The organism is Parasphingorhabdus sp. NYA22, from assembly GCF_976973735.1.
Map to the genome: position 1 here is coordinate 2,638,880 of NZ_OZ333477.1, position 25,035 is coordinate 2,663,914.

Below are 25,035 nucleotides of genomic sequence, written 5' to 3' on the forward strand. Positions count from 1 at the left end.
TCCGATCGCCGGCTTGCCATTATATCGAAAGTTTGGCCTCTAACTCTTAGTAAAGCGCAGCAATTTTGAACTCCGCTTCAAGCTTGCGGAGAACGTCTGGATCGGTGATCCACTTGCCCAGGACGTCGCCCGGTTCTGCGGTTTCCGGGAAACCGGAACGCTCTGCCAACTGCCGCCATACCTGTCGCGCATCCTCTTTTTCACCCAGCATCGCTGACGACAATATATAGCTAATTTCCAGCCCAAGCGCGGCTCCCGGTATCGAATCCAGATATCTTGAAGACAATTCCTGCGCTGCCTTGGCATCCCCAAGGCCCAATTTTCGCATCGCCACCGTCGCTGCGATCGCCAGTTCCGCGTTCGGATCCATTTGCAAAGCCTTGACTGCATAGGCTTCCCCTTCCGGCATGTCACAGGCCAGCATATACATGCCCAGATAACCCATGATGCGGGAATTTAGCGGATTGAGATCGACAGCCCGCTCTCCCCACAATGCTCCTCTGCGACAATCACCTTCATAAAAAGCGCTCTGCGCCACAGCAAAAGTGGCGGATGCGCTATTATTGTCGATTTTTGCGGCTCTTGTAGCGAAATCTTCCCGCGAGCCGTCAATCGCGTCAGCAAGGTCGAATTTTTCTGCTACATTTTTGGCCGTAGCCAACACACTCATCAAATAGGAATCATTGGGGAATTTTTGCGCCGATGCGTTCATACATTTCAATACGCGCTCCAGCAGCACTTCGTCGCGGTAACGCATATATTGATGAAACTGCAGCAGGCACGGATAGCCCGGCGTAAAATCGACACGATATTTCGACAATTCGTGCTGGGCGATCTTTCCGTAGGGGCCAGCGATATTGATCACGGCCTGGTCCAGACCTGCCTCGCGTTCTTCATTACTGGTAGCCTCGATTCGGTTCGACCAGATCACTTCTCTGGTGACGCTGTCGACAAGGCGAAGCTGAACGCGATCACCCGCATCATCCAAGCTCGAGGATTCGAGCAGATATTGCGAGGAGTTGGCGGGATCAGAATTTTCATCAAAAACGCGTACTTGATCGAACTTTTCCAGCGCTCCGACGAGATGGCTGTGAATGCTTTCCGATGTGGCGCGGGATGCAGAATTGGTGATCCCTTCCGTCGATTTCACAATGACCGCTGGATAGACAATGGCGACCTCCGGTTCGCTATCGCTCTTTTGCAGATAGAAAAATGCCGCGGTGGCCAGGAGCACCAGAGCTGCAAAAATCGCCACAATATAACCGCGATTTATGGCAGCCAACCGCTCGGTAAAACTCCCAGTGGCAATATCGGGTTCTATGGACGGATCTCCGGGTCTCTCGTCATTCTGCTCCGGATCGACTGGCAAGTTCCCGGCCGGGAGGCTTTCGGTTGGTGGAAGGTCGGACGCTTTGACTGCCTCATTCGATCCCAGCATGATTTCGTAGTTTTGATAGGGAATATAGAGGCGGTTTGCGCTTTGCTCACGCAGGTAAAAATGATCGAGCATGCGGCGCAGCCGTCCGATCTGCACCCGCGGATAGCTGTCAATCTGGGTATCAAAACTGTCGTCGCGGCCAAGCGCATCCACGGCAACGGCATAAGCCGTCAAAGGCTTGCCTTCTTCCAGCAACTTGTGATCGACGAGAAAACGAAGCAGCTTGCTCATGGTCGGGGACCGTGCAAATTCGGAACTGCACAGCAGCCGATCGCGCTCCAAACAAAGTTGAAGCTTTTCCGCTTCGGTCAAAATTGGCAAGATTCCTCCATCGATACGGCGCCTTGCTCCAGGAAAAACTTTCAGGGGCAAGCGGGACGCTTCTGTTATATAAACCCGTATCCTATAAGATAGTTGCGAGTAGTTCGCAATTAAATGGCGGAAATCATTTGAGTTTTCGTTCCTCGGGGGTGCTTAGATCGACAAAGCAGCCGAAAATGCCCAATACCTCCCCGTCTCCGCCAATCTGGCATGTGCCTCTCGCCAGCACCGGAAGGTCGTTGCCATTCTCGGTGAGAATTCTTGCGCGAAATTCAAAATCCGCGCCTTCATCCAGCGCACGCGAAACTGCTTCCTGAACCATCGGCCGGTCATCCGGATGATAATAATGGATCGCATTTTCCAGAAGCGGGTGGCCGAGCGAATGGCGACGTTCATGCATGTCGAAAATATAGTCTGACCATTTGACGGTATTGGACCTCGCATCCACATGCCAAGATCCAAAGCGTCCGACATCTTCCGATATTTCAAGCGTCAGCTGACAACCCTCAAGTTCTGTCTGGACGGCCTGCAAGTCCATGCGCAGTTTTCGCAGTCTAAAAACCAGATAGGCAATCACCAATATTAGGAAAAATGCCAAAATATAAGATAAATACGCCAATAACACCCCCGGCATTACGTCCCCTCCTGTCGTTGGGAACTGCTTCCCTAAACGCATGCCAAATATTCCAAATTTGACGTGGCAAAACTAGTAACAAATCGATCACATAATTTCGATTCATTTTTACAGGGAGCTGATAAACAACCGGGGCTGATCAATAATGATAAAATATATTGATGGAATGGTGACCCGCGGAAAGCGGTGACAGGCCGGAAAAGAAACACACTCGATGCAATCCATCACCGGGATTTCAGACACCGGTCGAACGTTGCTACTTTTCAAACATGCCCGAGCGATTCATGATCGTCATGATTTCATTGATCAGTGTCGGACTATCTATCCATTGGTCAAGCACTTCCCGCGGCGGGCTGTTTTCGGATAACCCATAGTCTGTTGCCATCGTTTTCCAAACGCGCCGCGCCTCATCCTTGTCATTCAGCATAGCCGAAGACAGCATATAAGTTAGCTCAAGTGCCGGCTCTTTTCTCGGCGATGAAGCCAGATATTCTGTGGTTAATTCGCGGGCGGCTATTGCATCACCCCTCTTCAACATTTGCAGGGCTACAGCTGCTGCAATCGCCAGATCGGCATTGGGATCCAGCTCCAACGCTTGCGCTGCATATTTTTCACCTTCCGGATAATCGCAGCCGATCATATAGAGGCCGAGATATCCGCTTATCCGGGAATTCAGAGGATTTAGTGCAACGGCCTTCTTGCCCCAGGCCAGACCAGTCGCGCAATCTCCGGCGAAAAAGGCCGACTGGGCCACAGCAAAATTCGCGGCAGCGCTATTCTGATCCAGCGCCTCGGCCTGTCTGGCGAGCAGCATGCCGGCGCCCTTGCCTCCGATGCCCGGGTTGGAACGTTCCGACATATTTCGCGCGAAGGCCGACACACTCAAAAGATGGGCATCATTGGGGAAGCGCTCGACCGATTTCTCCAGACATTTTTTCAGAGGCTCCAGTTTTCGCGGTTCGCGATAGCGGATATAAAGGTCGAACTGGAGCAGGCAGGGATATCCTGCAGAATAGTCGTTTTCCAGTTTGGAAATTTCCGTCTGCGCGATTTCCCCGTAAGGGCCTGCCAATGCGATGATGGCCTGATCCAGTTCCAGCCTGAAGGCTCGTTCATTCGATGTATTCAACTCTCTCGACCACAATATCTCACCGCTTTGCCCATCCAGCAAACGCAATTCTATTTTATCTGCTGTGGCCTCCAGAAAGCGCAGCCGCAGCACATAGTCGGATTTTTCCGGCTGGCCGGATTTGGCATCAAATATCCGTAACCCGCTAAACCCGTTCAGGCCACGGACCAGCTGGTTGCCGACGGATTCGGAGAGTTCCGATGCACGCACGCCGGAAGCCCCATCGGGCAAATCCAGTGCAATTCTTGGATAGGCGATCTCATCCTCAACCTGAGCAGGCCAAAGAAGATAAGCCGGGATACCGATCGCTACCAACAGGATGGAGACGCCGAGAATTGTCAAAAAGCCCCTGTACCAACCACGCTGACTTTCGGTCTGTTTTTCAACCGGAGGACGCGCTTCGATTTCGGGGCGTTTCGATTTCTTGCCATCCGGCGCGGACGAATCCGTACCCTGTCCGATCAGATGTCCCTCATGACCCGAAGGTGCCACATTGGGCTCCAGGATGATTTCATATTTATTGGGAGCGATGGCAAGCCGGTTTTCACCCCCCTTGCGCAAATAGAAATTGTCGAGCATCCGGCGCAGCCGCCCCATCTGGACACGCGGATAGCTATCGGTCTGCGTGTCAAAATCCGCATCACGGCCGAGTGCATCGGTAGCGATTGTATAGCTTTTCAGCGGGACGCTGTTCCCGGACAATTTATAGTCCACCAGAAACCGCAATAATTTGCACATGCTCGGTGAGCGTGCAAATTCGGCGTCGCTCAACAGCCGGTCGCGTTCCAGACATAATTGCAATGCAGCGGCATCATCCATAGGTTGATTATTGTCCTTACCTAGATCAGTCTATAGGCATCGGGTTATTATTGATACACAATTCGGCCCTAAAACTGGGCGTAACATATTGTAACATAGCTTGGGATGGGGGACTATTCAAACCATCAAATCTGGATAGAGTCTGGATTCTAGGATGGAAAAGGAAGTTTGAAGTAATGACATGAAATATCGTTTCCTAGAATTCGAACTGGATGCCGAGCGTTTCGACCTGCTCCGGAAAGGCGAGAAAGTCGCTATTCAACCACAAACTCTGGCTATATTGTCCATGTTAGTAAACAATCATGACAAATTGATGCTGAAAGAGGAATTGGTCCAGCATCTATGGAACGGCCGAAATATTTCGGACAGCGCCCTCTCCAGCCAAGTCAAGGTCCTGCGTCGAATTCTGGACGATGACGGCCAGGAGCAGCGGATAATCCAGACTGTCTATGGCCGGGGATTTCGCTTTGCTGCCCGCGTCGAGACGGTCTCGTCCCCGACAAATTCGCTCGTTGCAGCAGCCCGTCCGAAAGTGACGGATGCGCTGATTGATCAAGCCGGAAAGCCGCCTGTCATCGCCGTGCTACCGTTTTACAAAATCGGTGACATGGCAGAACATAGCTGCTTGCCCGAGGCCCTGCCCGCAGACATCACGACCGCGCTATCCCAGTTACGATGGCTTTTCGTGATCGCGCGCGCATCCAGCTTTCGCTTCGACGCCAATCTTCCCGATCTTGCAAAAATGCGCGAAGAACTTGGTGTCGACTATGTTCTTACCGGGTGGGTCGAACTGGTCGACGGTCAGATGCTGGTCGGCGTGGAGCTCACCGGAACCAGACAGCATCGGGTCGTCTGGGCAGAGCGCTATGATGCACGGCTCACAAATATTCATGATCTGCGGGCCCAAATGGTGCGTGATATCATTGCCGCGATCGATCTGTCGATCAGCGATACCGAAGCGGCATATGCGAAACTGACGGCTCCTGATCAGCTGACCGGATGGGAAGCCTATCATCTGGGGATGTCGACCGTAAACGGGGCCAGAATGGACCTGAAAATGGCGCTGGACCATTTTGAATTTGCCCGTGCGAGAGCCCCCGCATTCGCACGCGCCCATGCCGGCACCGCCTATATTCACGGCCTGGGCCTGTACCATCTTGCGCAAGGCGGGAACGAGAATGCCGCTATTCATAACATGCTGATACTCGGAGAACAGGCATTGCGATGTGATCCCCTCGATCCCTTCGCCCATCTTGTAAGTGGCCGGGCGGAACGATTCAGCGGCAATATCGATGGCGCGCTGGACCATTATGCCAAAGCCATCGCATTTTGTCCGAACTACGCCGAAGCCTATAATTCACAGGCCGTTGTTCTATTGCTGAAAGGTGACTTTGCCGCCGCCCATGAAGCTGCGAAGCTTGCCACGAAGCTCAGTCCGAATTGTCCGATGCGCTTCGAAGCCGAGACCACTCAAACCTACGCGGCATTTAATCTGGGCAAGGACGAAGAAGCGCTCGCGCTTTCGCGCAAGCTCACCGAATTTTCGCAACACAGTCCGCTGGCTTTGCTTGCGGCAATGACCGTATTCCATCATCTGGGTTCCGAAGATGAAGCAAGGCTTGTGCGATCCCGGATATTATCGACGGGCATGCAGCCGAGAACCAGTATGCTTCGCACATTCCCCGAAAGCGCAGCAGCGATATCCGACCAGGTCACCCAGGCCGTCACGCACTATTTTAGGTAGGAACTGGCCCCGCCAATTATGGGGCTTTGCCGCCGTCCGGCCTTAGCATTACCTGATTTGGCTAAGCCTTGGCAGCCGCCCGCTCTTCATCAAAAGCGCGCAGAACAATAGTGCCGATTGACAGCTCTTCATTGTCAGCATTTCTGATGCTCACCCGGTAGAAAAATTTCGATGTCGCTTTGAACTGGGTCAGGGCTTCGGTCGCTGAATATAGTGTATCGATCAAAATCTCTTTCCCGAGATCATCGTGGCCAATGACCTGGAAGGGAAGACAATCTACGCCGGAGTTCACCGAGCCGACCGTATCGGAACCCTTGTTGAGCACCGCAAGTTCACCGGTATCGATACGGGCCGCACGATAGAAGGTGGACAACCAGACCATCAGGTCATCAAGCGGAAGTCGCTGAGAAAATACGATCCCGACACGCGCGCCTGATTGCCAGCGCACAGTGCCGCTTATGTCCAGCAGATCGGGCACCGAAAGCCGGAGGTTTTTGCCGATTTCAAAAATATGTTCTGTTCTGACGCAAATGCCTGCGGGGGAAATGTCACAAATATCGGCATGGACCAGACGAGACCCCTGATAGATGTTGATCGGATGCTTCATCTCGATCCGCGGCAGGCGCGAAACCCGGCCTTGCTTTGCATCATTGGGTTTGGAAAGCACCTTGGCCATATCGATCGGCGTAGAAAATTCGATGCCAGCCAGCGCCTTTTTGCGCCAACGTACCGTGCCGGTCAATTCCTGCTCCTCGGTCAAAAGGGCGGAGACCGTGTCACCGAGTTCAAAATTGGGATGGATTTCGACCATCATGCCGGTGGCCGAAAGGTTTTTTATGAAGCCCCAGCCTTCTCCCGCTTCTGCCTTGATCTTGGCAAGCCTCAACATGGCAATATGCCGGTCTTGTTTTCTGCGGTCCTCGTCCACGACGATATTGTCCGATGGGGGAGCGGAAGAAGTACCAGATTCGATCATATTTGTCATTTACTTGACCTTCATTCGGTAACGTAGGGAAAACCGTTCGTACTTACCAACCGTCGGCAGCAGAGCGCCATTCGGCCGGAGTTTGATATGCGTGACATTCGCATCAAATCCATCGGTATCTGCGACGGGAATATAATCGAACGTTCTGCCGCCATCGCTGGAAAATTCGATAGAATCCTTTGCGCTGGAAAGACCGTCAAAGCTGAATTCCAGACCGCTGTCATTGTCCTTAAACACTGCAGGACCAGTGCCACTGTGACCCAGATCACCGACAAACAGGGAAAGATGTTCGGGAACTTTATCGGTGACAGCAAAGGACGCGGCAGGAGATCCGCTCTTCCCGGGCCCGGTAACGGATACGAAGAAGTCGACAACGGCTCCTGGAACGGTTGCGAGTGCCCCGCCATTTCCGGCAGGACTTCCAACAATGTTGCTCGAAAGTGCGATGGCGATATTCTCGCCCGGGTCAGCTTCGGCAAATGCCGGCAGCGGAATTGCGACAAGCGCCAATGCAATGGCGCACGACATGGCACTTGGCCTTGCGGTAGCGCGATGGCCCCGGCGGTCGCTTCGGACCGCAAAAGCCTCATATTTCGCATTGGATGTCTGCATCGTCTTTTCCCGTTATAAACTGTTTACTGCAATTCAACTTCATAATTAAGGGCGTTATTGCTCATTTTATCTGCCGGCATAACCATTCGTGTCGTTTGTCTAATCAATGCAATTCGATCAGGCGTAGTTCACAAGATTCACCGGGACCTCTGTTGGCATCGGCGCCCAGAAGAATTTCGCAATCGCGAAACGTCGTGCGGCGCGACACGGTGATCGCGGAAACCTGCGCGTTGGTCTCGCCCTGCACCGTCGGGGTCATTGTGAATGGCTTGATCACTTGCGCACTGGCAACTGCCGTGGCGCGGCCATGTTGTGAAGCTGCTGTCGGATCGGTCGCGAATGCTTCGGAAGCCAGCGCAGGCAATATGATGATTATCATGACGGCCAAGATGGATAGTGGCATTATGCTGGAATAACGGAGCAACCGAGAATAATCGGTTGTCACTTTCCACAATATCGTACCAACTAACTGCATGACGCATCCCAACCACTAATCTGCAAGAGGGAGACCGTGAGGCGTTTGTCCGATAATGGAGCGGGTAGAAAGTCTACCCGCTCCATCGGGAACAATCGGTACGATATTGACCAGAATATCGCACCGATGCCAGGGCAACTGTGGCGCTTAATTGGGTTACCACAGGCAAAAGCCGTATTGCCCCACTTGCCTATCCTTTGTGGCGGAGCATGGCGGCAAAAGGCAGTTAGACACGGCTAATGTTACAGTATGTTACGGTTGCAGATTTTTAAGTCGCTGTAATTAAAGCATTTTTCCAAACCACACGCGATGGCGGGGCGGGAAGCTTAACTGTTTCTAAATAATAGTTAACAAAATCCTTGCCAATTATCGTGGCGTGACACGGCAATTGAGGACCTCAAAGGGCGGATTTCACAGATTTGCGACCCTGTGACTCGCGATATGGTTGAATATACAGCATCGGCAACGTGGGGCAAAGTCCAATCGCAGCCGAGGCACGAAGACAGCCGGTGTATTGGGCAACGATAGAACTTCCAGCCGCGGGAATTGGCGATATGCCACCGGGATAATATTTTAGATCATTCTGAAACAGACGAGATCAATTCCATATATGGGACATCCGTCTCTCTGCCAGTCAGATCAATCCCGGGCAATCTCGGCCAGAATCGACTCGGCAAAGCCGTGTAATGTGTCGTCGCGGGCGCCCATGATGACGATTCGGTCACCCGATTTGGCGAGCTCCACCATTTTATCACCACAATCCGGCCGGGCGGGGATATATTCTGCCCTGCCGCCGCCAGCATTTATCGCATCGACAATCGATTTGCTGCCCAGCGATCGATCGACCGTGCCGCCAAAATAGACCGGATCGCATAGAATGACGCGGTCATCACCATCAAGATGCCCGGAAAAAACGGTAGACAGCTCTGCACCCATTTTTTGTATCGGTCCAAAACCATGCGGCTGGAAGAAGGCTATGACCCGGCCGGGGAAAGCCTTCAGAGTCCGAAGAGTGGCAGCGATTTTATCGGGATTGTGACCAAAATCATCGATCACGGTAATATCGCCCGTGCTCCCCACGATATCAAAACGTCGGGCCAGCCCCTGAAACGTCGCCATTGCCGTTACCGCAGCTTCGATCGGCACCCCGATTGCAGAACAGGCCGCGATCGCCGCCAGAGCATTGGCAATATTATGCCTGCCGGGCACTTGCAGCGAAACCGGATATTCCTTCCCGCCGGTCCGCATCACAAAAGCGCTACCCAGCGATTTTTCCTCGACTTGCACAGCCTGATAGTCCGCACCTTCTAGAAATCCGAAGCTGCTGGCTTTCGCCAGTTTGCCCGCGTCAATCAGCGCGCGTGATTCTGCATCGTCATGATTCCAGATCGCATGGCGCGATTTCGCGACAAAGTCTCCGAACAATATTCTGAGCTCTTCGAGGCTCTTGTGATCGAGGCTGACATTGTTGAGCACCGCAATTTCAGGATCGAACAAAGCAATGGAACCATCGCTTTCGTCAACTTCGCTCACCATCAGCCCGCCGGCCCCGACACGAGAGCTGGCAAAGGGCGCGTCGGCATTGACGAAATTCTTCATCACTGCGCCGTTCATGATCGTCGGATCACGGCCGGCTTCGGTCAATATCCAGCCAATCATCCCGGTGACCGTCGATTTACCGCTGGTACCGCCAACGGCGATGCTGCGTGGCACGGCATTGAAATGCCCGGCCAGCAATTCGGCGCGGGTCATCCGCTTGCAACCCAGTGCAATGGCACGCGCCACATCGGGCACGGTCTCTTCGATGGCGGCGGAGGCGATCAATATCTGACTACCATCAACCAGGCCGCTGCCATCCTGCTGGAACAGCTTGATCCCCCTGTCCTGCAACCATTGAAACTTGTCCGCCAACCGGCCCTGATCCAGCGCCCGGTCCGATCCTGCAACCTGCACGCCAGCCGCTTTGACGATCATTGCCAAAGGCAGCATTCCGGAGCCGCCGATACCGCAAAAATAATAGGATTTGTCTTCAGTCATTTTTTCGCGCTATTGCTTCTCTCTCTATTTGGCAATGGCGCAAGGAACAAAATCGATCTCCTCACCAGTCCGCATCGGCATTTGTGCGCCGTCGACCCCATTCACCAAGGACGCTGCCAGTCGCGTCATCGCGCTCGCGGCCCGGACCCATCCGCACGCCGAGCTGGTCTTTGATGAACAATGTTTCTTTGAAGACGGCCATTTTGCCGGCAGCGACAAGCAACGCACCGACAGTTTCCTCGCTCTGGCCAATGATCCGGACATCGATGCGATATGGTTTGCCCGCGGCGGCTATGGTGCCGCCCGTATCGCGGAAGCGGCCGTCCAACGGCTGGACAGCGTCGCCAACAACAAGATCTATCTGGGATATAGCGATGCCGGCAACCTGCTTGGCGCACTCTACCGCGCTGGTATCGGGGAAGTTGCACATGGCCCCATGCCATCCGATATTGGCAGAGCTGACGGCGAGCAAGCCGTCGCCAGAGCGCTGGACTGGATTGTCCACAGGAAGGCGGATGCGCTCGATCCCGGCCTGATCAGCGGCCAGAAATACGCCGCTTTCAATTTAATGACGCTCGCCATGATGACCGGCACAAAACTGATACCGGATCTGCGCGATCATATTCTCATCGTCGAGGAGATATCCGAATATCTCTACGCCTTTGATCGCGCGATGTTTCACCTTTGCAGCAATCTGGCTGATATCGGCCTGACCGGCATAAAATTGGGCAGAGTCGACGACATTCCCGAAAACGACCGGCCATTCGGCGAGGATCCCGAGGCGATTATCAAGCGATGGGCCGGGAGCAATGCTATCGCCTATCTGGGCCGCGCGGAAATCGGGCATGATGCCCAGAACCGGATTGTGCCGTTCGGGCTGTTAAAGACCTGATCTATCGATCGGAATAACTCGGCTCCGGACCACCGCCGAGCCTGATTTCAGGAAGCTTCTTCCAGATTATCATCATTGTCCCGGCCGTGATCAAATTCCGGCACCAGCGACTTGAGCGTCGTCACGGCAAGCTTCGGATCGCGACAATCGAGCAAGTCCGCGATCAGGTCGTTCAATATATCTTCCGCAAGATAAGATTCATGAGCCTTCATTATCCGGGGGTGCAGGGTCTTTTGCGGATCATTGCCGATGATCAGTTCTTCATAGAGCTTCTCGCCCGCGCGCAGGCCGACTTCAACAATTTCGATATCGCCATCCGGGTTGGCGTCATTTCGGACAGTCAGTCCGGACAGCCGGACCAGTGTTTCAGCCAGGTGCAGGATTTTCACCGATTTGCCCATGTCCAAAACAAACACTTCACCGCCCTTGGCCATGCCGGCGGCCTGGATGACCAGTTGCGCCGCCTCGGGAATAGTCATGAAATAGCGCGTTACTTTGCGATCCGTCAGGGTGATCGGGCCACCCTGCTCTATTTGTTTACGGAATAGCGGCACCACGGAACCACTGGACCCGAGGACGTTGCCAAATCGCACCATGGAAAATCTGGTTTCGCCGGCAGCATTTGCGAAATTCTGGATTATCTGCTCGGCAGCACGCTTGGTTGCCCCCATGACATTGGTTGGACGAACCGCCTTATCGGTACTGATCAGGATGAAATCCTTGACCTCTGCCGCCTGAGCCGCAGCAGCCAGCGTCTTCGTTCCCAATATGTTGTTGCGGATGCCCTCTATCGGATTGGCCTCGACAAGCGGCACATGCTTATAGGCAGCGGCATGAAATACCGTGTCGGGGTTCCACGCTGCGAATATCTCGTCCAGCCTTTCCGCATCAACGACCGAACCCAGAACCGGGATCAGTTCGAGCTTCGTTGCAGCTTGACCGGCGACCGTTTTTCGCAATTCTTTCTCGATTTCGTAAAGCGCATATTCGGTAATATCCAGCATCACCAGACGATGGGCACCCGATTTTGCGATCTGCCGGCAAAGCTCCCCTCCGATCGATCCTCCGGCACCGGTCACCAATACGGTCTTGCCGACAATGGTCCTGCCAAACAGCAGTTCATTCGGCTGAACCGGTTCACGTCCAAGCAAATCTTCGATCTCCAGCTCGCGAATATCGCTGAATGCAATCTTGCCGGAAATAATTTCCTGTATGTTCGGCAATGTTTGAACATGCACCTTAAATTCGCTGACCTGATCGACAATGGCGCGGCGTTTCCGGCGGTTGATCCGTGGCAAAGCCAACAGGATATCGGTGATTTTCTGTTTTCTGATCAGATCTGGCAGATGCCCGCTCCAGAAGACTTTATCTCCGTCCAGCCTCTGGCCGTCGAGCCGATGATCATCATCAATATAGCCGCATAGTCGCATGGCGGGTTCTGAACGCATCGATGCCGCGAGCTGTTGACCCGCGCTGCCGGCACCATAGATCAGGACATTTTTCACCTCGCCAGCGAAACTGTTCCTGCCGAGAATATCGACCATCAGATATCGTCCGGACACTCTTGAAAAGCCGACCAGGATGAAGAATACCACTGGTTGAATAAGCCCGATGGTCCTGGGCACGCCGTCGATACCCGCGACAGCGAAAGCAAACCCGATCATTACGGAATAGATTGCGAAAGCACGCACCAGAGTTTTCATCATGCCAGTGCCGGCATAGCGGAAAATGGCGTTATATACCCCGCTCAGGATAAAGATGGGAATCATCAGCAGCAGGCAAACCAGCACGATTTTCTGGATAGCGATATCCCACAAGACCCAAACGCCAATGCGCAGGGAATAAGCTATCCAGATCGACTGCACGCACAGCAGAACATCCAGTAGCAATACGATTGCTCTCTTTTTCCAGCGAGATAGCTGGGCAATCTTTTCTAGCAACGATGCGATGACGGCAGTGATATTCTTGATCATTTGGCTCTCAAAGCTGGCTTTAGATTCTCAAAGCTGCGACGCCGAATTAGGCGTTTACCGAACAGGAGCTGTTTAGCCAACTACTTTAAAATCGATTATTAATGGAGATTGTCCCGAAACTGGCAACGTTTAAGCCAGAAAATCGGAGATATGCGATCCGTGCCAAACGATGCATATGCATAATCGGTTGCATGAGACAGATGGATATGGCGCAATTTATGTAAACTTGACCTGTGCCAGCCAACCAGCCACAAGCCGCGAGATTCTTCATCTTATGGGATCTGATATTCGAGGGCTTTGAATGAGATTGGCATTGATAGATACTCGCTATGCCGGCCCGTCAATTTGCGAAACATTTACAATCCGCCAGAAATTGCGCAGACAGGATTATCACACACCAGTGTCAGGAGAAACCAGTGAGCCCTAATTTCAGACCATGAAGTTAAAGAGGAAATTCATAGAGAAACCCTGGGGTCAGGAAGTTCTACCGGACATCTTTGATGGCGGAAGCGGAAAGAAAATCGGCGAAATCTGGTTTGAAGCGCCGAAGGGCATCAGCCCGCAGCTCATGGTCAAATATCTTTTCACCAGTGAAAAGCTGTCCATCCAGGTCCATCCCAACGACCGGCAGGCGCGCAGAATTGGACTTCCCCATGGCAAGGAAGAATCCTGGTATATTCTTGATGCGGAACCGGATGCCGTTCTGGGTCTTGGCCTGAAAAAAACCGTCAGCGCCACGAAACTGAGAACCGCAGCGATATTGGGCGAAATTGAGCAACTCATTGACTGGAAGCCAGTCAAGAAGGGTGATTATTTTCATGTGCCCGCGGGAACCATTCATGCCATTGGCCCTGGCATCTCGCTCATCGAGGTCCAGGGAAACGTGGATATCACCTATCGCCTGTACGATTATGGTCGCCCGCGCGAACTCCATCTGGAGGAAGCGATCGGGGTTGCCAAGCTGGCACCTTATAATATGAAATACGCAAGCGAGATCCCGCCGGACGAGACCGTTAGCCTCTCTGGCACCTCGCCCTTTGGTCTGTTCCAGATTGTCGGCACAGACGACGCGATCATTTCGAAGATCGCGAGCAAGGAATGGCAAGTCATACCCCTGGAAGGGTCGGTCACTGTACGTGGCAAATTGATCAAGGCGGGGGAATGCGGAATCTGTCCGCGATTTGCCGATATCGATCTTGCCAAAAACGGAAGGTCGCTCATCGCTTGTACGATGACGTGAGATATTGAACATGCAGCAAAATCCGCTGATTACTCCCGTCATCCTGTCCGGTGGTTCCGGAACGCGGTTATGGCCGCTTTCGACACCGGAGAAGCCCAAGCAGTTCCTCAATCTGTCTGGCCCGCTGAGTATGTTCCAGTTGACGCTCCAGCGCTGTGCGGAACAGAGTCTCTATCGCAAGCCGGTCATCGTAGGGTCTGCCAGACATATCGAGATCATGCAGGAACAGATGCAGGAAGTCGGCGCAACAGGAGGCGAGATCATCCTCGAGCCCTGCCCTCGCAATACCGCTCCGGCAATCGCCTTGGCCGCGCTTGCTGCTAAAAACCCGGCGGATTTGTTGCTGGTGATGCCCAGCGACCATATCATCAAGAATCTCGCGGCCTTCCAGAAATCCGTTCTGGCTTCTATACCGGTTGCACAATCCCGCTGGCTGATGACATTCGGAATCGAACCCACCGGGCCAGCTACCGGATATGGATATATCCAGGAAGGCGATGCTATCGTCGGAAGCACCAGAAGCTTGTCGGCAAAAAGATTTGTCGAGAAACCAAATCTCGAAAATGCCGAAAAAATGCTCGCCGAAGGTGGCTATCACTGGAATGCCGGAATATTCCTGTTCCGAGCCGACAGCTATCTGGCGGCGATGGAAAAATATTCACCCGAGATTCTTGTCGCCTGTCGGGCCGCCATGGATAGCCAACAGACAGATAAAGGAATTTGTCATCCTGACCCGGACGCATTTGCATCGGCGCCTTCTGACTCGATCGATTATGCGATCATGGAGAGATCGGACCGGGTCGCGGTGACTCCCGTCAACCCCGGCTGGTCGGATGTCGGGAGCTGGGATGCCCTGTTCGAAATCTCCAGCAAGGACGAACAGTCAAACGCAATAATCGGCAAAGCCGTGACAATCGATTCCAGCAACAATCTGATCCACAGCGACGCGCTGGAAGTCGCGGTTCACGGCGTGGAAAACCTGATCATTGTCACTCATGAAAACAAAGTCATGATCTTGCCCCGCGGACAATCGCAAAATGTCAAAAAAATCGCGCAGACGCTTGAGGGTGAAGGCTAGCTGGACTGACGGTCGCCGTCCGCGCTAACCGGCTTTCTATTCTTTGCAACGCTGCCAGTAAGCCAATTCGGCCGGAATCTGGCAATCACCAGGAACAATGTCGGCAGCAACAAGGTGTTCCAGATATCACTGACGGCTTCGTCAAAATATACCGGCTCGCGATTTTGTGGCGCTTGCACCACGCTATAGTCATAAAATTCATTGGCGAAGGCAGCGAAGACTACAAACAGCCACGGCACCGGGCTGGCCAATGAACGACGAAGAATGAGCGCAACAAACAGCTGGACCCCTACGCCCGCATAAACGTGCAGAGAGTCGCGAGCCAGTCCGGTTGACAGTTCCAGCCAGTTTTTGATTTCAAACCAATCCATAAAAGTGCGATTGGGCTAGCCGAACGTAAGGGTCAACGCTTTTTGCGGATGATATCATTATGAAAATTTTAGCCAAAAGTGATTAAGCAGCCGGAATGACAAAAAAGACCGTGAGCAAACCGAAAATCCTGACCATTTTTGGCACCAGACCGGAAGCGATCAAGCTGTTCCCGGTCGTTCAGGCGCTGTCAGAACGAAACAATCTGGAAACATTCACCTGCGTGACAGCCCAGCACAGGGAAATGCTCGACCAGGTTCTGGATATTGCCGACATCCAGCCGGATTTCGATCTGGACCTGATGAAGGCTAACCAGAACCTCGACGATCTGACAGCCAGGCTCCTGACCGGTATCGGCAAAATACTGGATGAAACAAAGCCGCGGCGGGTCGTGGTTCAGGGAGATACGGCTACCGCCATGTGCGGTGCGCTGGCAGCCTATTACCGTCAGATTCCTGTCAGCCATGTCGAAGCCGGTCTGCGCAGCTACAATATATACCATCCCTGGCCGGAAGAGGTGAACCGCAAGATCATCGGCACGATTGCCGATCAGCATTTTGCCCCGACCCAGACGTCTGCAGACGCGCTCAAAAAGGAAAATATTCCGGTGGAGCAGATATATATCACCGGCAATACGGTGATCGATGCCCTTCTGGCTACGGTAGATAAATTCAATGATCCAAGCCGTTTGGATACCAAGCTTGCTGGATTATACGAGAAGTTTTCTGATCGCAAAATCATCGGGGTTACCAGTCACAGGCGGGAAAATCTGGGTGACGGGCTGACCAATATTGCCAAGGCGCTCCGGACAATCGCCGAGCGAAAGGACGTCGCACTGATTTTCCCCGTTCATCTCAATCCCAAAGTACGGGCGATCATGCAGGATGCCCTGGGCGACCTCGACAATGTCGCGATGATCGAGCCGCTGGATTATCCGAATTTCGTCAGTCTGCTCAACCATTGCCACTTCATGATGACCGACAGTGGCGGCGTACAGGAAGAGGCGCCAGCGCTTGGCAAGCCGGTGCTGGTGATGCGGGATACAACGGAGCGCCCCGAAGGGGTGGAAGCCGGCACCGCAAAACTGGTCGGGACGGACAAGGACGTCATCTTGGCGGAAGCCACCCGGCTTCTGGACGATGAGGCGCATTATCTTGCCATGGCACGCGCCCACAATCCCTTTGGCGATGGCACGGCCAGCCAGCAAATCGCCGACATCATCGATAAAAGCCTCTCCGCCTGAATATTTCTGGGCAAGCCGCCATCTTACCAAAATATTTACGATGATCGGCTAATGAATCGGGAGGTAAACCGCGCCAGATTGGCGCACTGCGGAGTGGCTTCTCACATGTTATCGGAAGAAAAACCAAGCGTTTGCGTCATGGGTCTCGGCTATATCGGACTGCCCACCGCAGCCGTGATTGCCCGTTCCGGCTGCCCGGTGCTTGGCATCGACGTCAATCAGCAGGTCGTCGACACGATCAATTCGGGCCGCATCCATATCGAAGAAGTCGATCTGGACGGACTGGTGCAAGGCGTTGTCTCCCGCGGGACACTTCGCGCTTCGCTGCTAGTGGAACCGTCCGATGTCTTCGTCATCGCGGTGCCGACACCCTTTGGCGACAATCATATTCCCGACACCAGCTATGTCATGGAAGCGGCCACCAATATCGCCGCTGCGCTGAAAGCGGGCGACACAGTCATTCTTGAATCGACCTGCCCTGTCGGCACCACCGAAAAGATGCGGGACCTGATCGCGAAATTGCGTCCGGACCTGAAGGTTCCGGGTCTGACCAATGACATCCCAGACATTGCCATCGCTTATTGCCCGGAACGGGTGCTGCCGGGGAAAATCCTCGAGGAACTGATCCAGAATGACCGCAGCATCGGCGGCGTCACGCCCCGTTGCGCGCGCAAGGCGCTCGGCTTTTACCGCCGCTTTGTCCGCGGCGAACTGGTGACAACCTCGGCGCGCGCTGCGGAAATGACCAAATTGGTCGAGAACAGCTATCGCGACGTCAATATCGCCTTTGCGAACGAGCTTTCGATCATCGCCGATCATATGGACCTCGACGTATGGGAGGTTATCCGCCTCGCCAACCGGCATCCCCGCGTCAACATCCTGCAACCCGGCCCCGGCGTCGGCGGCCATTGCATTGCCGTCGACCCCTGGTTCATCATCCACAGCGCGCCCGAACAATCGCCGCTGATCCGCATCGCCCGCGAAGTGAATGACGGCAAGACCGGTCATGTGCTGGAACAGGCTTCGCTGATGATCGACGAACTGCCCGGCGTAGCGATCGCCTGCTTCGGCCTGGCATTCAAAGCCAACATCGATGATTTCCGCGAGAGCCCCGCCCTCAAGATCGCCGCCAAGCTGGCGCGGCGCTATGGCGGGCGCGTAAAAATTGTCGAGCCTTATGCCAGCGAGCTACCGGCAGCCTTTGAAGGCACCGGTGCCGAGCTGATCGATATCGACCAGGCGCTCGAAACCTGCCCGGTCATGATCACCCTCACCGATCACGACATGTTCAAATCCATCCCGCTCGACGAACGCGCGAGCAAGGTGGTCTATGACACACGCGGGATCTGGCCGGACCAGCCGGATAATCGGCAGGCGGCTAGCGAAATAAGATTGGCGAGTTGAACAACGTCCTTAAACTTTGTCGTAAACGGCGGCTGTTTCCCTCGCCACCCGGTCCCAACCATAACGCGTGCTTGCAATCAACTGCGAACCGTTGGTGAAAGCAGAGCGTTTTTCATCTGTCCAGGAGCGGACTTTCTCGATCGCCGCGGCCCATTGCTCCGGAGAATCGCTGTCGGCGAGCAGGCCGATATCGGGCGTTACCACTTCAGCCAGGCCGCTATGATCGGAGGCGATGACAATAGCCCCGCAAGCGGCGGCTTCTGCTGCAACCAATCCGAAGCCTTCCTTACCCTGACTGGGAACGATGACGGCCATCGATTGTCCATATTCAGCGATTAGCTGATTGCGGCCGAGACTGCCCAGATAATCGACCAATGGTGATTCGAGTATCTTGGCTTCCTCCTCATCCCAGATTGTGCCGGCAACCTTAATTCTGGGCGGGCTCTCGATCCGAGGGAGTACTTGGTTGACGATGAAGGACAAGCCCTTGCTAGGCGTGATCCGGCCAGCAAAAAACAGACTTTCATTATGCGGACCGGCGGGAATGTTTGATCGGATGTCTGTGGCCAGCGCGACCTTAGTGACATCTTGAAACCCCAATTGCCGAGCCAATTCGGCGATCCAGTCACTATTGGCAATCAGCCGCGAGCGCCCCAGCAGCCGCGCGCCAATCTTGATATATGCAGCATAAAGGCGCCCCAAAAGTGTATCTTTTGTCGCATAGTTCAAATCCGATCCGTGCGCAGACAAAACGATGCGGCTCTTCGGATGGCGCAGCGACGCAATCCAACCCAACGGCCAGATCGCTACATCACCGAGATGGACGATTTTTGCAGGTTTAGCGAACAACAGGCGTATCGCCGTCTTCAGTCCAAAACCGATCAAAGCGCCCGGTGCCGGCACATCGCCATCCGGCTTTCCGGGTAAAGCGATTATGTCCAGCCGATGCGTCTTGCAAAGTTCCCCGGTCAGACGGATGCAATAGGTTTCCATCCCGCCCATGGCCGGCGCCCATTTGCGGGTAATGAACCGAATGTCGGGAGATACAGAGTGTCCTACCAAAATCAGTACCCTCCACCTATCGGTCCTGACAAGAAGCTTTCCGGTAGCACCGGGACATGGTTCAATCCCCACAATTTGATGCAGCCACCCTGCCCATAGTTTACGGCATATGTCCCCGCAGATAGAAAAATACTATTGCCGTCGGAAAGATGTTGTTTGTTGATCACCAAATCACCACCCTCCAGCGAATAAGACCCTCTGCGATAGATTTGAACTAGTTGCTCTTTGCGCTGCGGACAGATTTCGCGCCCCAGTATGTATATATTTTCACTATGTTTCAGAAAATTTGTTTGGAGCGCCCTGACATCTCGTTCAGGCAAAAATTCGCCTAACCTCTCGTTTTTATAGACTGAGTCGAGCACCTCATCCGTGACGATAACGAATGCGATATGGCCAGCTTCGATGTCACGTGTGATCTCGCCATTACGTTGCTTCCGATAGTTTCGCAAACCGGGGCCCGACAAGAGCGATCGAAATTGCCGAGGATATTGTGGAACATAGCTAGAAAAAGACAAATACGGCGTTGGTTCAGGAAACAACCTTTCGATTTCCTTTATAACCGCGTGTTGTCGTTCAAGCGTCCCATACGGCTCCTGAGTCAGTAAAAGAACCGGGCCGAATAACGCAATGCAGATGACCGATAAGACACCATAACGCCCGACCAGCCTGTCAAGCACCGGTGCGATCGCAACGCAAATGGGCGGCAGTAAAAACGTAAAGAAATAGGGATAGGTGTTGCGATAGAAGAATATGCACAGCAGTGGTCCGCACAGGCCCAGCAACAGAATTTTTACATTGCCCGACAATCCGCGTGCGACCGGGACAAGCAGAATGAGGCCAAGGGTTACTAACGGTGCCAACGCCATCTCTGCAAAAACGTAACGCACCTGTTCAAACTCAAAAAAGCGCAAAAAGCTAAGCACTTTGCTACCCAGACCGCTCCCTTGGACCGGAGCAGCTGACAAGGTGGACCCATGCAATCCGATTATCAGGACAAAGAAGACCATGGCAACCGCAAGTAGCGCTGCCGCCCGATAAACGATATTGGCGCGAGCGCTGTCGGCATTACGCCACTGCAGATAAACGACAGCGGCAAAACACGGTGCATAGAACACACTTTTAATCGTCAGGGCGCCAGCAAAACCGACAAGCAGGCCGGACAGAATGACACGCTTCCACGAAAAGGAACCAAATGCGACCAGAGAGAGTGCGCCCATCAAGGCCGCCGCTGCCACAGGATCGGGGCGATAGGTAATGGAATTGGTGAATACAAAACCGGCTGTCAAATAGACAAGCCCGCACAACAGCGCGGTCTCTTTATTGACCAGCCGGCCGGCCATTACGACGACGAATGCGGCCGTCAACACCGCGCAGGTCAGCATGGCGATACGGGCCGCCTGAATTTGAGTGATGACGTCTTGCGAGACCATCACCGCCCAGCCGAACAAACGGCTGTGTAGCGATTGCAGGCTTCCGCTGAGCCGGCCGTCGGCCAGTTCATAGATTTGCCCGAAGTGCAGGAACTCGTCCCAGTTGATCGCTTTTTGAAAGATCAGCCAGCCTTGGCAGGCTATAACCGCAATCAATACTCCCGAAATCAGGCGCGTCCGGTTTGCACTTTGGTAATCATGCATATTGGCAGCACTCATTTGGATTTCTCGATCCACAGTTTTGTCTGGGAATAGTCACTGGACAAAGGAGATTTCCTTGGCAGACAAAGCGCTATCCATTGAAGTATAGCCATATTTGTCGATCAGCGAACCACAAAGCTCGTCAACGATAGCCTTGTCCTGCTGGGACCAGCTTTTCCAAGCATCTTTCCGGTTGCTGCTGGCATTGCGGACCAGCGGCATTATATCGTCAATATTGCCGGTAACATATTGTTTGCCCGGGTGCGCAGATGCGAAATCGACCAGTTTTTGCATCGCTCCGGTTTTTGGATCAAACAGATCTTCAAAGCGGAACAACTGCGTATTTTGATCTAATTGTGATGCCGCATCCAGACGTCGGTAAATTTCGCGCCATTCCCATGCCAAACGGCCGACCGGGCTGAGACTGTCCCAGCGATCGGTCCAATCAACATCTCCGATCCGGGCCGGCGTAACCGGGCCTGGCGGGAAATAGTAGGTCCACGGCGTTCCAGAATGAGATTTATCATGCGCAAGCCAAGAACTGATCCAGCTTTTTGGGTCGCGGATGATTCCAACGGTTTTTGCACCAGGCCAGATTTTCCCCATCTGTCCGGAGAACATCCACCAGCGCCAGTAGCTTTCAATGATCAGGGATTGCTCGATCCGGCTATGATAATTGACACGCTGGCGGCGCAGTTTTCCTGCTTGGGATTCAATGTCTCCCTTTCCCAACAGGAATTTCGTGCCTGCTGCGCGCAATCCGGTTTGACCAAAAGCGCGACCAACGATCATATGCCACAAACCGAAATCCTGAATCCGTTGCCAGGATTTTGCGGTAAAGCCGGCGAACATATCCGCTTCATGTTCCGACCAGCAGTCATCGATAATCGTCGCCAGAAGATCACCGAGAAATTGGGTTCCGGTCCGTCCGCCGGAAGCAATGAAGACAAGATTTTTATCCAACGACTTTGCCCCCTGCCTTGGCCTTGGTGAATCCGCCTGTGGCCAGAACCGACAATGCCGTGACCGACAATCCGATAATGCGGTTCAAGGCTACGGCGAGAAATGCGGTTGCCGGACCGACGGAGACAATCGGAGCCAGAGCTGCTGAAAGAATTTCGCTGACACCAAGTCCGGCCGGTGCGATAGCAGCAGCCGATCCTGCAATCGTGGCAAAGGCGAAGATCAGTCCGCTTTCAACGGGAAGCACAGCTCCAATAATCGCAAACGCGCAAACGATCCGCAGGGCGGTCAGCGCTATGCCGAAAAGCCGGTGGACCAGGATTTGCAATGCAGCAGACCAGCCAGCTTTTTTGACGATCCAGATTATAATCAGAGCAGTGACGAACAATCCTGAGATTATGATCGCCCAGCCCCAAGATTCTGCGTTGGCATATATGGCAAAGCCAGCACCAGTCGCAGCAATCGCGATCCAGAGCAACGCCGCCGCCAGAACCAGGATCGCCCCCTCGCCCACTTTGGCGCCAATCGACACAAGCGCGCCGGCACGAACGATGGCGCCACCTGGTATGGGTAATATCTCGGCAAGCTGGGCCAAAGCCGACCGACGAAATGCAAAAGAGGCTGCCATTTTCAATCCCGAGACCTTGGCCAGAAGCTGCAATCCGACCCCGCCGTATAGAAGTGACAGCGGAACAAGAATGAAGGCGAGCAGCGCCAGCGGGCCGATGGCTAAATCATCGATGTTGAGTTTCAGGTCGCGGATGGACCAGATGATTCCAGCAAAGAAGATGATGGTCGCCAATATGGTGAGTGACTTGCGATATCGCTGCAACCACTGCTGAACCGGCTGAAGCCGATTGCGCCAATTTGGAAGATCTGGAAGCACCAAAGCCATATCAGGCCCGCTTTTTCTTGGCTACTGCATCATTTTCCATATTCGTCGCGACAGTCTCGGTATGACGGGCCTTGCCGTCAAACTTATCTTCCAAATTATGCAACCGTTCCAGAGTCTGCTCCAGCAACTGCCGGTTCCGCCCGATCAGATCGGCGACCGCGCCGAACATGATCGCGACCACGCCAAGTGTCATCAGCGATCCGCCGATCACAATCGATTGCAGATGCCCCTGCCCTTCGCCGTTGATGAAAAACCACAGGAAGCGCACGATCGGCATGGCACCGAGCAAGAATAGTCCCGCCCCAGCCATCACAAACACTTTCAGCGGATTATACATCGCATAAGAGCGGATCATGGTCGCGCCGGTGTTGGTGATGAATTGCGGCACCGATTTGAACAGCCGCGATGGCCGGATGGCCCCGTTGGTCCGGATCGGGACCGACACGATCGCCATCCGTTTGCGTCCTGCCTGAATCAGCATTTCTGTGGTGTAGGAAAAGCTGGAGGTAATATTTATCTTCTGCGCCGCTGCCCGGCTGATCGCCCGGAAGCCGCTGACCGCATCGGTGATATGGGTGTTGGACAATCTCTTGACCGTCGCGCTGCCGAACATCTGCAGCAGCCGTTTGAAAGGCCCGAAATGCGCATTGTCGCGTACGCCGCGGTCTCCCACGACGATATCGGCTTCACCGGCCAGAACCGGCGCGACCAGCTTGCAGATATCGCGGCCTTCATATTGATTATCGGCATCTGTATTGACGATAATATCTGCGCCTTCGGCCAGCGCCTTGTTGATCCCGGACTGGAAAGCGGCCGCCAGACCGCGGTTGGTCCGGTGCCGGACGATATGATGAACGCCGAACCGGCGCGCGACGTCGCTGGTATTATCCTTGCTGCCGTCGTCGATGACTAGAATTTCGATACTATCGATCCCGTCGATCTGGCGCGGCAGGGCGACCAGCGTTTCAGGCAGGCTTTCCGCTTCATTATAGCAGGGGATCTGGATAATCAGCTTCATGATACGCCGGTTCCTCTAGTCATCGCCTGTCTTGGCGGGTCTTCAAATTGGGTTAAAAATGTCCTAAAAGCCTATGGTTAACAAAGCGTATATATGCTCAGATTAACTAGCTTTGCGTCTGGCTGGCGAAATGATACGGATGTTCCATGCTCCAAATCAAATATCGCCCGCGCCGTTCCTGCCTCTACATGCCCGCATCCAATACGCGGGCGCTGGAAAAGGCGAAAACCCTGGCCGCCGACACGATCATCTTCGATCTGGAAGATGCCGTGGCACCCGATGCCAAGGAAGAGGCTCGCGCGAACGCTTGCGCCGCGCTGCAATCCGGCGACTATGGCAAACGGGAGCTTGTCGTCCGCATCAACGCAACGGACACGCCGTGGTTTGCCCAGGACCTCAAACAGGCCTGTCTCGCCAAGGCTGACGCCGTGCTTGTACCAAAAATATTGAGCGCAGATAATATCATCCAGATCAGCGCTTTAATGGATGAATGCGACGCTGCCCTAGACACCAAATTATGGGCGATGATCGAAATGCCGCTGGCCATACTCAATCTCGCGGAAATTGCGGCGCTTGGCGCGCACCAGCGGCTGACCGGCTTCGTCATGGGTTTCAACGATTTGGCAAAAGAAATGCACGCTGACCATGATCGCGCCGTTTTTGGCTCCGTCATGACCCAGACGGTTATCGCAGCGCGCGCTTATGGTCTCGATGTCATCGATAGCGTTTATAATGATTTCAGTGATCCCGGCGGCCTCGAGGCAGAATGTCTCGAAGCCAAGAGACTCGGCTTTGACGGCAAGTCACTGATCCATCCGGCGCAGATTGAAACCGCCAACTGGGTTTTTGCCCCTCATGCAAAGGAAATTACCGAAGCCGAGGCTATCATCGCGGCGTTCAAGGATCCGGTCAACGCCGGCAAGGGCGTCATCGTTGTCGACGGCAAGATGACCGAACTGCTGCACCTCAAACAGGCAAAACAGCTCGTAGAGACGGCGGCAGCAATCGACGCGCTAGCAAAATAGACGGTTCGCTCTCGACAAGCCGTCAAAAAAAAGTTTAAGTGGTCAATT

Annotated in this window: 21 protein-coding genes; 7 read left to right on the plus strand and 14 right to left on the minus strand. The window is 53.9% G+C overall.

Going from position 1 to position 25,035, the window contains the following annotated elements; all coding sequences use genetic code 11:
- Positions 1-46: 46 nt before the first annotated feature.
- The 3 genes from ACWFTY_RS12675 to ACWFTY_RS12685 form a co-directional block, all read right to left on the minus strand.
- On the minus strand, positions 47-1,669 hold the full coding sequence (locus tag ACWFTY_RS12675; protein ID WP_447524550.1) for a hypothetical protein: 1,623 nt from the start codon (positions 1,667-1,669) through the stop codon (positions 47-49).
- A 214-nt stretch (positions 1,670-1,883) separates the two neighbouring features.
- Entirely contained in the window at positions 1,884-2,297 is a 414-nt protein-coding gene (locus tag ACWFTY_RS12680) for a PAS domain-containing protein (protein ID WP_447524551.1), read from the minus strand.
- Positions 2,298-2,649: 352 nt separating this feature from the next.
- A complete protein-coding gene (locus ACWFTY_RS12685) occupies positions 2,650-4,341 on the minus strand; it encodes a tetratricopeptide repeat protein (protein ID WP_447524552.1) in 1,692 nt (563 codons plus the stop codon).
- A gap of 181 nt (positions 4,342-4,522) precedes the next feature.
- Here ACWFTY_RS12685 and ACWFTY_RS12690 point away from each other — a divergent pair, with 181 nt between their 5' ends.
- Positions 4,523-6,085 (plus strand): winged helix-turn-helix domain-containing tetratricopeptide repeat protein, encoded by a 1,563-nt coding sequence (locus ACWFTY_RS12690; RefSeq protein ID WP_447524553.1) that lies wholly within the window; start codon positions 4,523-4,525, stop codon positions 6,083-6,085.
- Between the two features lie 61 nt (positions 6,086-6,146).
- On the opposite strand, the gene ACWFTY_RS12695 is transcribed toward ACWFTY_RS12690, so the two are convergent.
- The 4 genes from ACWFTY_RS12695 to ACWFTY_RS12710 form a co-directional block, all read right to left on the minus strand.
- Positions 6,147-7,070: a PilZ domain-containing protein gene (locus ACWFTY_RS12695; RefSeq protein WP_447524554.1), complete on the minus strand. Its 924-nt coding sequence runs from the start codon at positions 7,068-7,070 to the stop codon at positions 6,147-6,149.
- Positions 7,071-7,682 carry a hypothetical protein gene (locus tag ACWFTY_RS12700; protein WP_447524555.1) on the minus strand — a complete coding sequence of 204 codons (612 nt, stop codon included), beginning with the start codon at positions 7,680-7,682 and terminating at the stop codon, positions 7,071-7,073.
- A gap of 103 nt (positions 7,683-7,785) precedes the next feature.
- A complete protein-coding gene (locus tag ACWFTY_RS12705) occupies positions 7,786-8,085 on the minus strand; it encodes a hypothetical protein (protein ID WP_447524556.1) in 300 nt (99 codons plus the stop codon).
- 711 nt (positions 8,086-8,796) lie between these two features.
- Complete coding sequence (locus ACWFTY_RS12710) at positions 8,797-10,194, minus strand: Mur ligase family protein (protein ID WP_447524557.1); 1,398 nt, start codon at positions 10,192-10,194, stop codon at positions 8,797-8,799.
- A gap of 34 nt (positions 10,195-10,228) precedes the next feature.
- On the opposite strand from ACWFTY_RS12710, the gene ACWFTY_RS12715 reads away from it, so the two are divergent.
- Positions 10,229-11,086 (plus strand): LD-carboxypeptidase, encoded by an 858-nt coding sequence (locus tag ACWFTY_RS12715; RefSeq protein WP_447524558.1) that lies wholly within the window; start codon positions 10,229-10,231, stop codon positions 11,084-11,086.
- 47 nt (positions 11,087-11,133) lie between these two features.
- On the opposite strand, the gene ACWFTY_RS12720 is transcribed toward ACWFTY_RS12715, so the two are convergent.
- Positions 11,134-13,059: a polysaccharide biosynthesis protein gene (locus tag ACWFTY_RS12720; protein ID WP_447524559.1), complete on the minus strand. Its 1,926-nt coding sequence runs from the start codon at positions 13,057-13,059 to the stop codon at positions 11,134-11,136.
- A gap of 436 nt (positions 13,060-13,495) precedes the next feature.
- Between ACWFTY_RS12720 and ACWFTY_RS12725 the strand changes: the two genes are divergently transcribed.
- Complete coding sequence (locus ACWFTY_RS12725) at positions 13,496-14,299, plus strand: class I mannose-6-phosphate isomerase (protein WP_447524560.1); 804 nt, start codon at positions 13,496-13,498, stop codon at positions 14,297-14,299.
- A gap of 10 nt (positions 14,300-14,309) precedes the next feature.
- Positions 14,310-15,377, plus strand: coding sequence for a mannose-1-phosphate guanylyltransferase/mannose-6-phosphate isomerase (locus ACWFTY_RS12730; protein ID WP_447526893.1), 1,068 nt, complete (start codon positions 14,310-14,312; stop codon positions 15,375-15,377).
- Here ACWFTY_RS12730 and ACWFTY_RS12735 read toward each other — a convergent pair.
- Positions 15,374-15,748 (minus strand): hypothetical protein, encoded by a 375-nt coding sequence (locus ACWFTY_RS12735; protein ID WP_447524561.1) that lies wholly within the window; start codon positions 15,746-15,748, stop codon positions 15,374-15,376. The two genes, ACWFTY_RS12730 and ACWFTY_RS12735, sit on opposite strands and share 4 nt — an antisense overlap.
- A 95-nt stretch (positions 15,749-15,843) precedes the next feature.
- On the opposite strand from ACWFTY_RS12735, the gene wecB reads away from it, so the two are divergent.
- On the plus strand, positions 15,844-16,989 hold the full coding sequence (gene wecB / locus ACWFTY_RS12740; protein WP_447524562.1) for a non-hydrolyzing UDP-N-acetylglucosamine 2-epimerase: 1,146 nt from the start codon (positions 15,844-15,846) through the stop codon (positions 16,987-16,989).
- Between the two features lie 105 nt (positions 16,990-17,094).
- The gene (gene wecC, locus ACWFTY_RS12745) at positions 17,095-18,393 is read left to right on the plus strand and encodes a UDP-N-acetyl-D-mannosamine dehydrogenase (RefSeq protein ID WP_447524563.1); all 1,299 of its coding nucleotides are present in this window, start codon (positions 17,095-17,097) and stop codon (positions 18,391-18,393) included.
- A 9-nt stretch (positions 18,394-18,402) separates the two neighbouring features.
- Here wecC and ACWFTY_RS12750 read toward each other — a convergent pair whose 3' ends face one another.
- From ACWFTY_RS12750 to ACWFTY_RS12770, 5 genes are all read right to left on the minus strand, one after another.
- On the minus strand, positions 18,403-19,455 hold the full coding sequence (locus tag ACWFTY_RS12750) for a glycosyltransferase family 4 protein (protein ID WP_447524564.1): 1,053 nt from the start codon (positions 19,453-19,455) through the stop codon (positions 18,403-18,405).
- A gap of 2 nt (positions 19,456-19,457) precedes the next feature.
- Positions 19,458-21,104: an ArnT family glycosyltransferase gene (locus ACWFTY_RS12755; protein ID WP_447524565.1), complete on the minus strand. Its 1,647-nt coding sequence runs from the start codon at positions 21,102-21,104 to the stop codon at positions 19,458-19,460.
- Positions 21,105-21,140: 36 nt separating this feature from the next.
- A complete protein-coding gene (locus ACWFTY_RS12760) occupies positions 21,141-22,049 on the minus strand; it encodes a hypothetical protein (RefSeq protein ID WP_447524566.1) in 909 nt (302 codons plus the stop codon).
- On the minus strand, positions 22,042-22,881 hold the full coding sequence (locus ACWFTY_RS12765) for a hypothetical protein (protein ID WP_447524567.1): 840 nt from the start codon (positions 22,879-22,881) through the stop codon (positions 22,042-22,044). The genes ACWFTY_RS12760 and ACWFTY_RS12765 overlap by 8 nt, the downstream gene beginning before the upstream one ends.
- 64 nt (positions 22,882-22,945) lie before the next feature.
- Entirely contained in the window at positions 22,946-23,962 is a 1,017-nt protein-coding gene (locus tag ACWFTY_RS12770; protein ID WP_447524568.1) for a glycosyltransferase family 2 protein, read from the minus strand.
- A 146-nt stretch (positions 23,963-24,108) separates the two neighbouring features.
- Here ACWFTY_RS12770 and ACWFTY_RS12775 point away from each other — a divergent pair, with 146 nt between their 5' ends.
- Positions 24,109-24,987 carry an HpcH/HpaI aldolase/citrate lyase family protein gene (locus ACWFTY_RS12775; protein WP_447524569.1) on the plus strand — a complete coding sequence of 293 codons (879 nt, stop codon included), beginning with the start codon at positions 24,109-24,111 and terminating at the stop codon, positions 24,985-24,987.
- Positions 24,988-25,035: the final 48 nt, after the last annotated feature.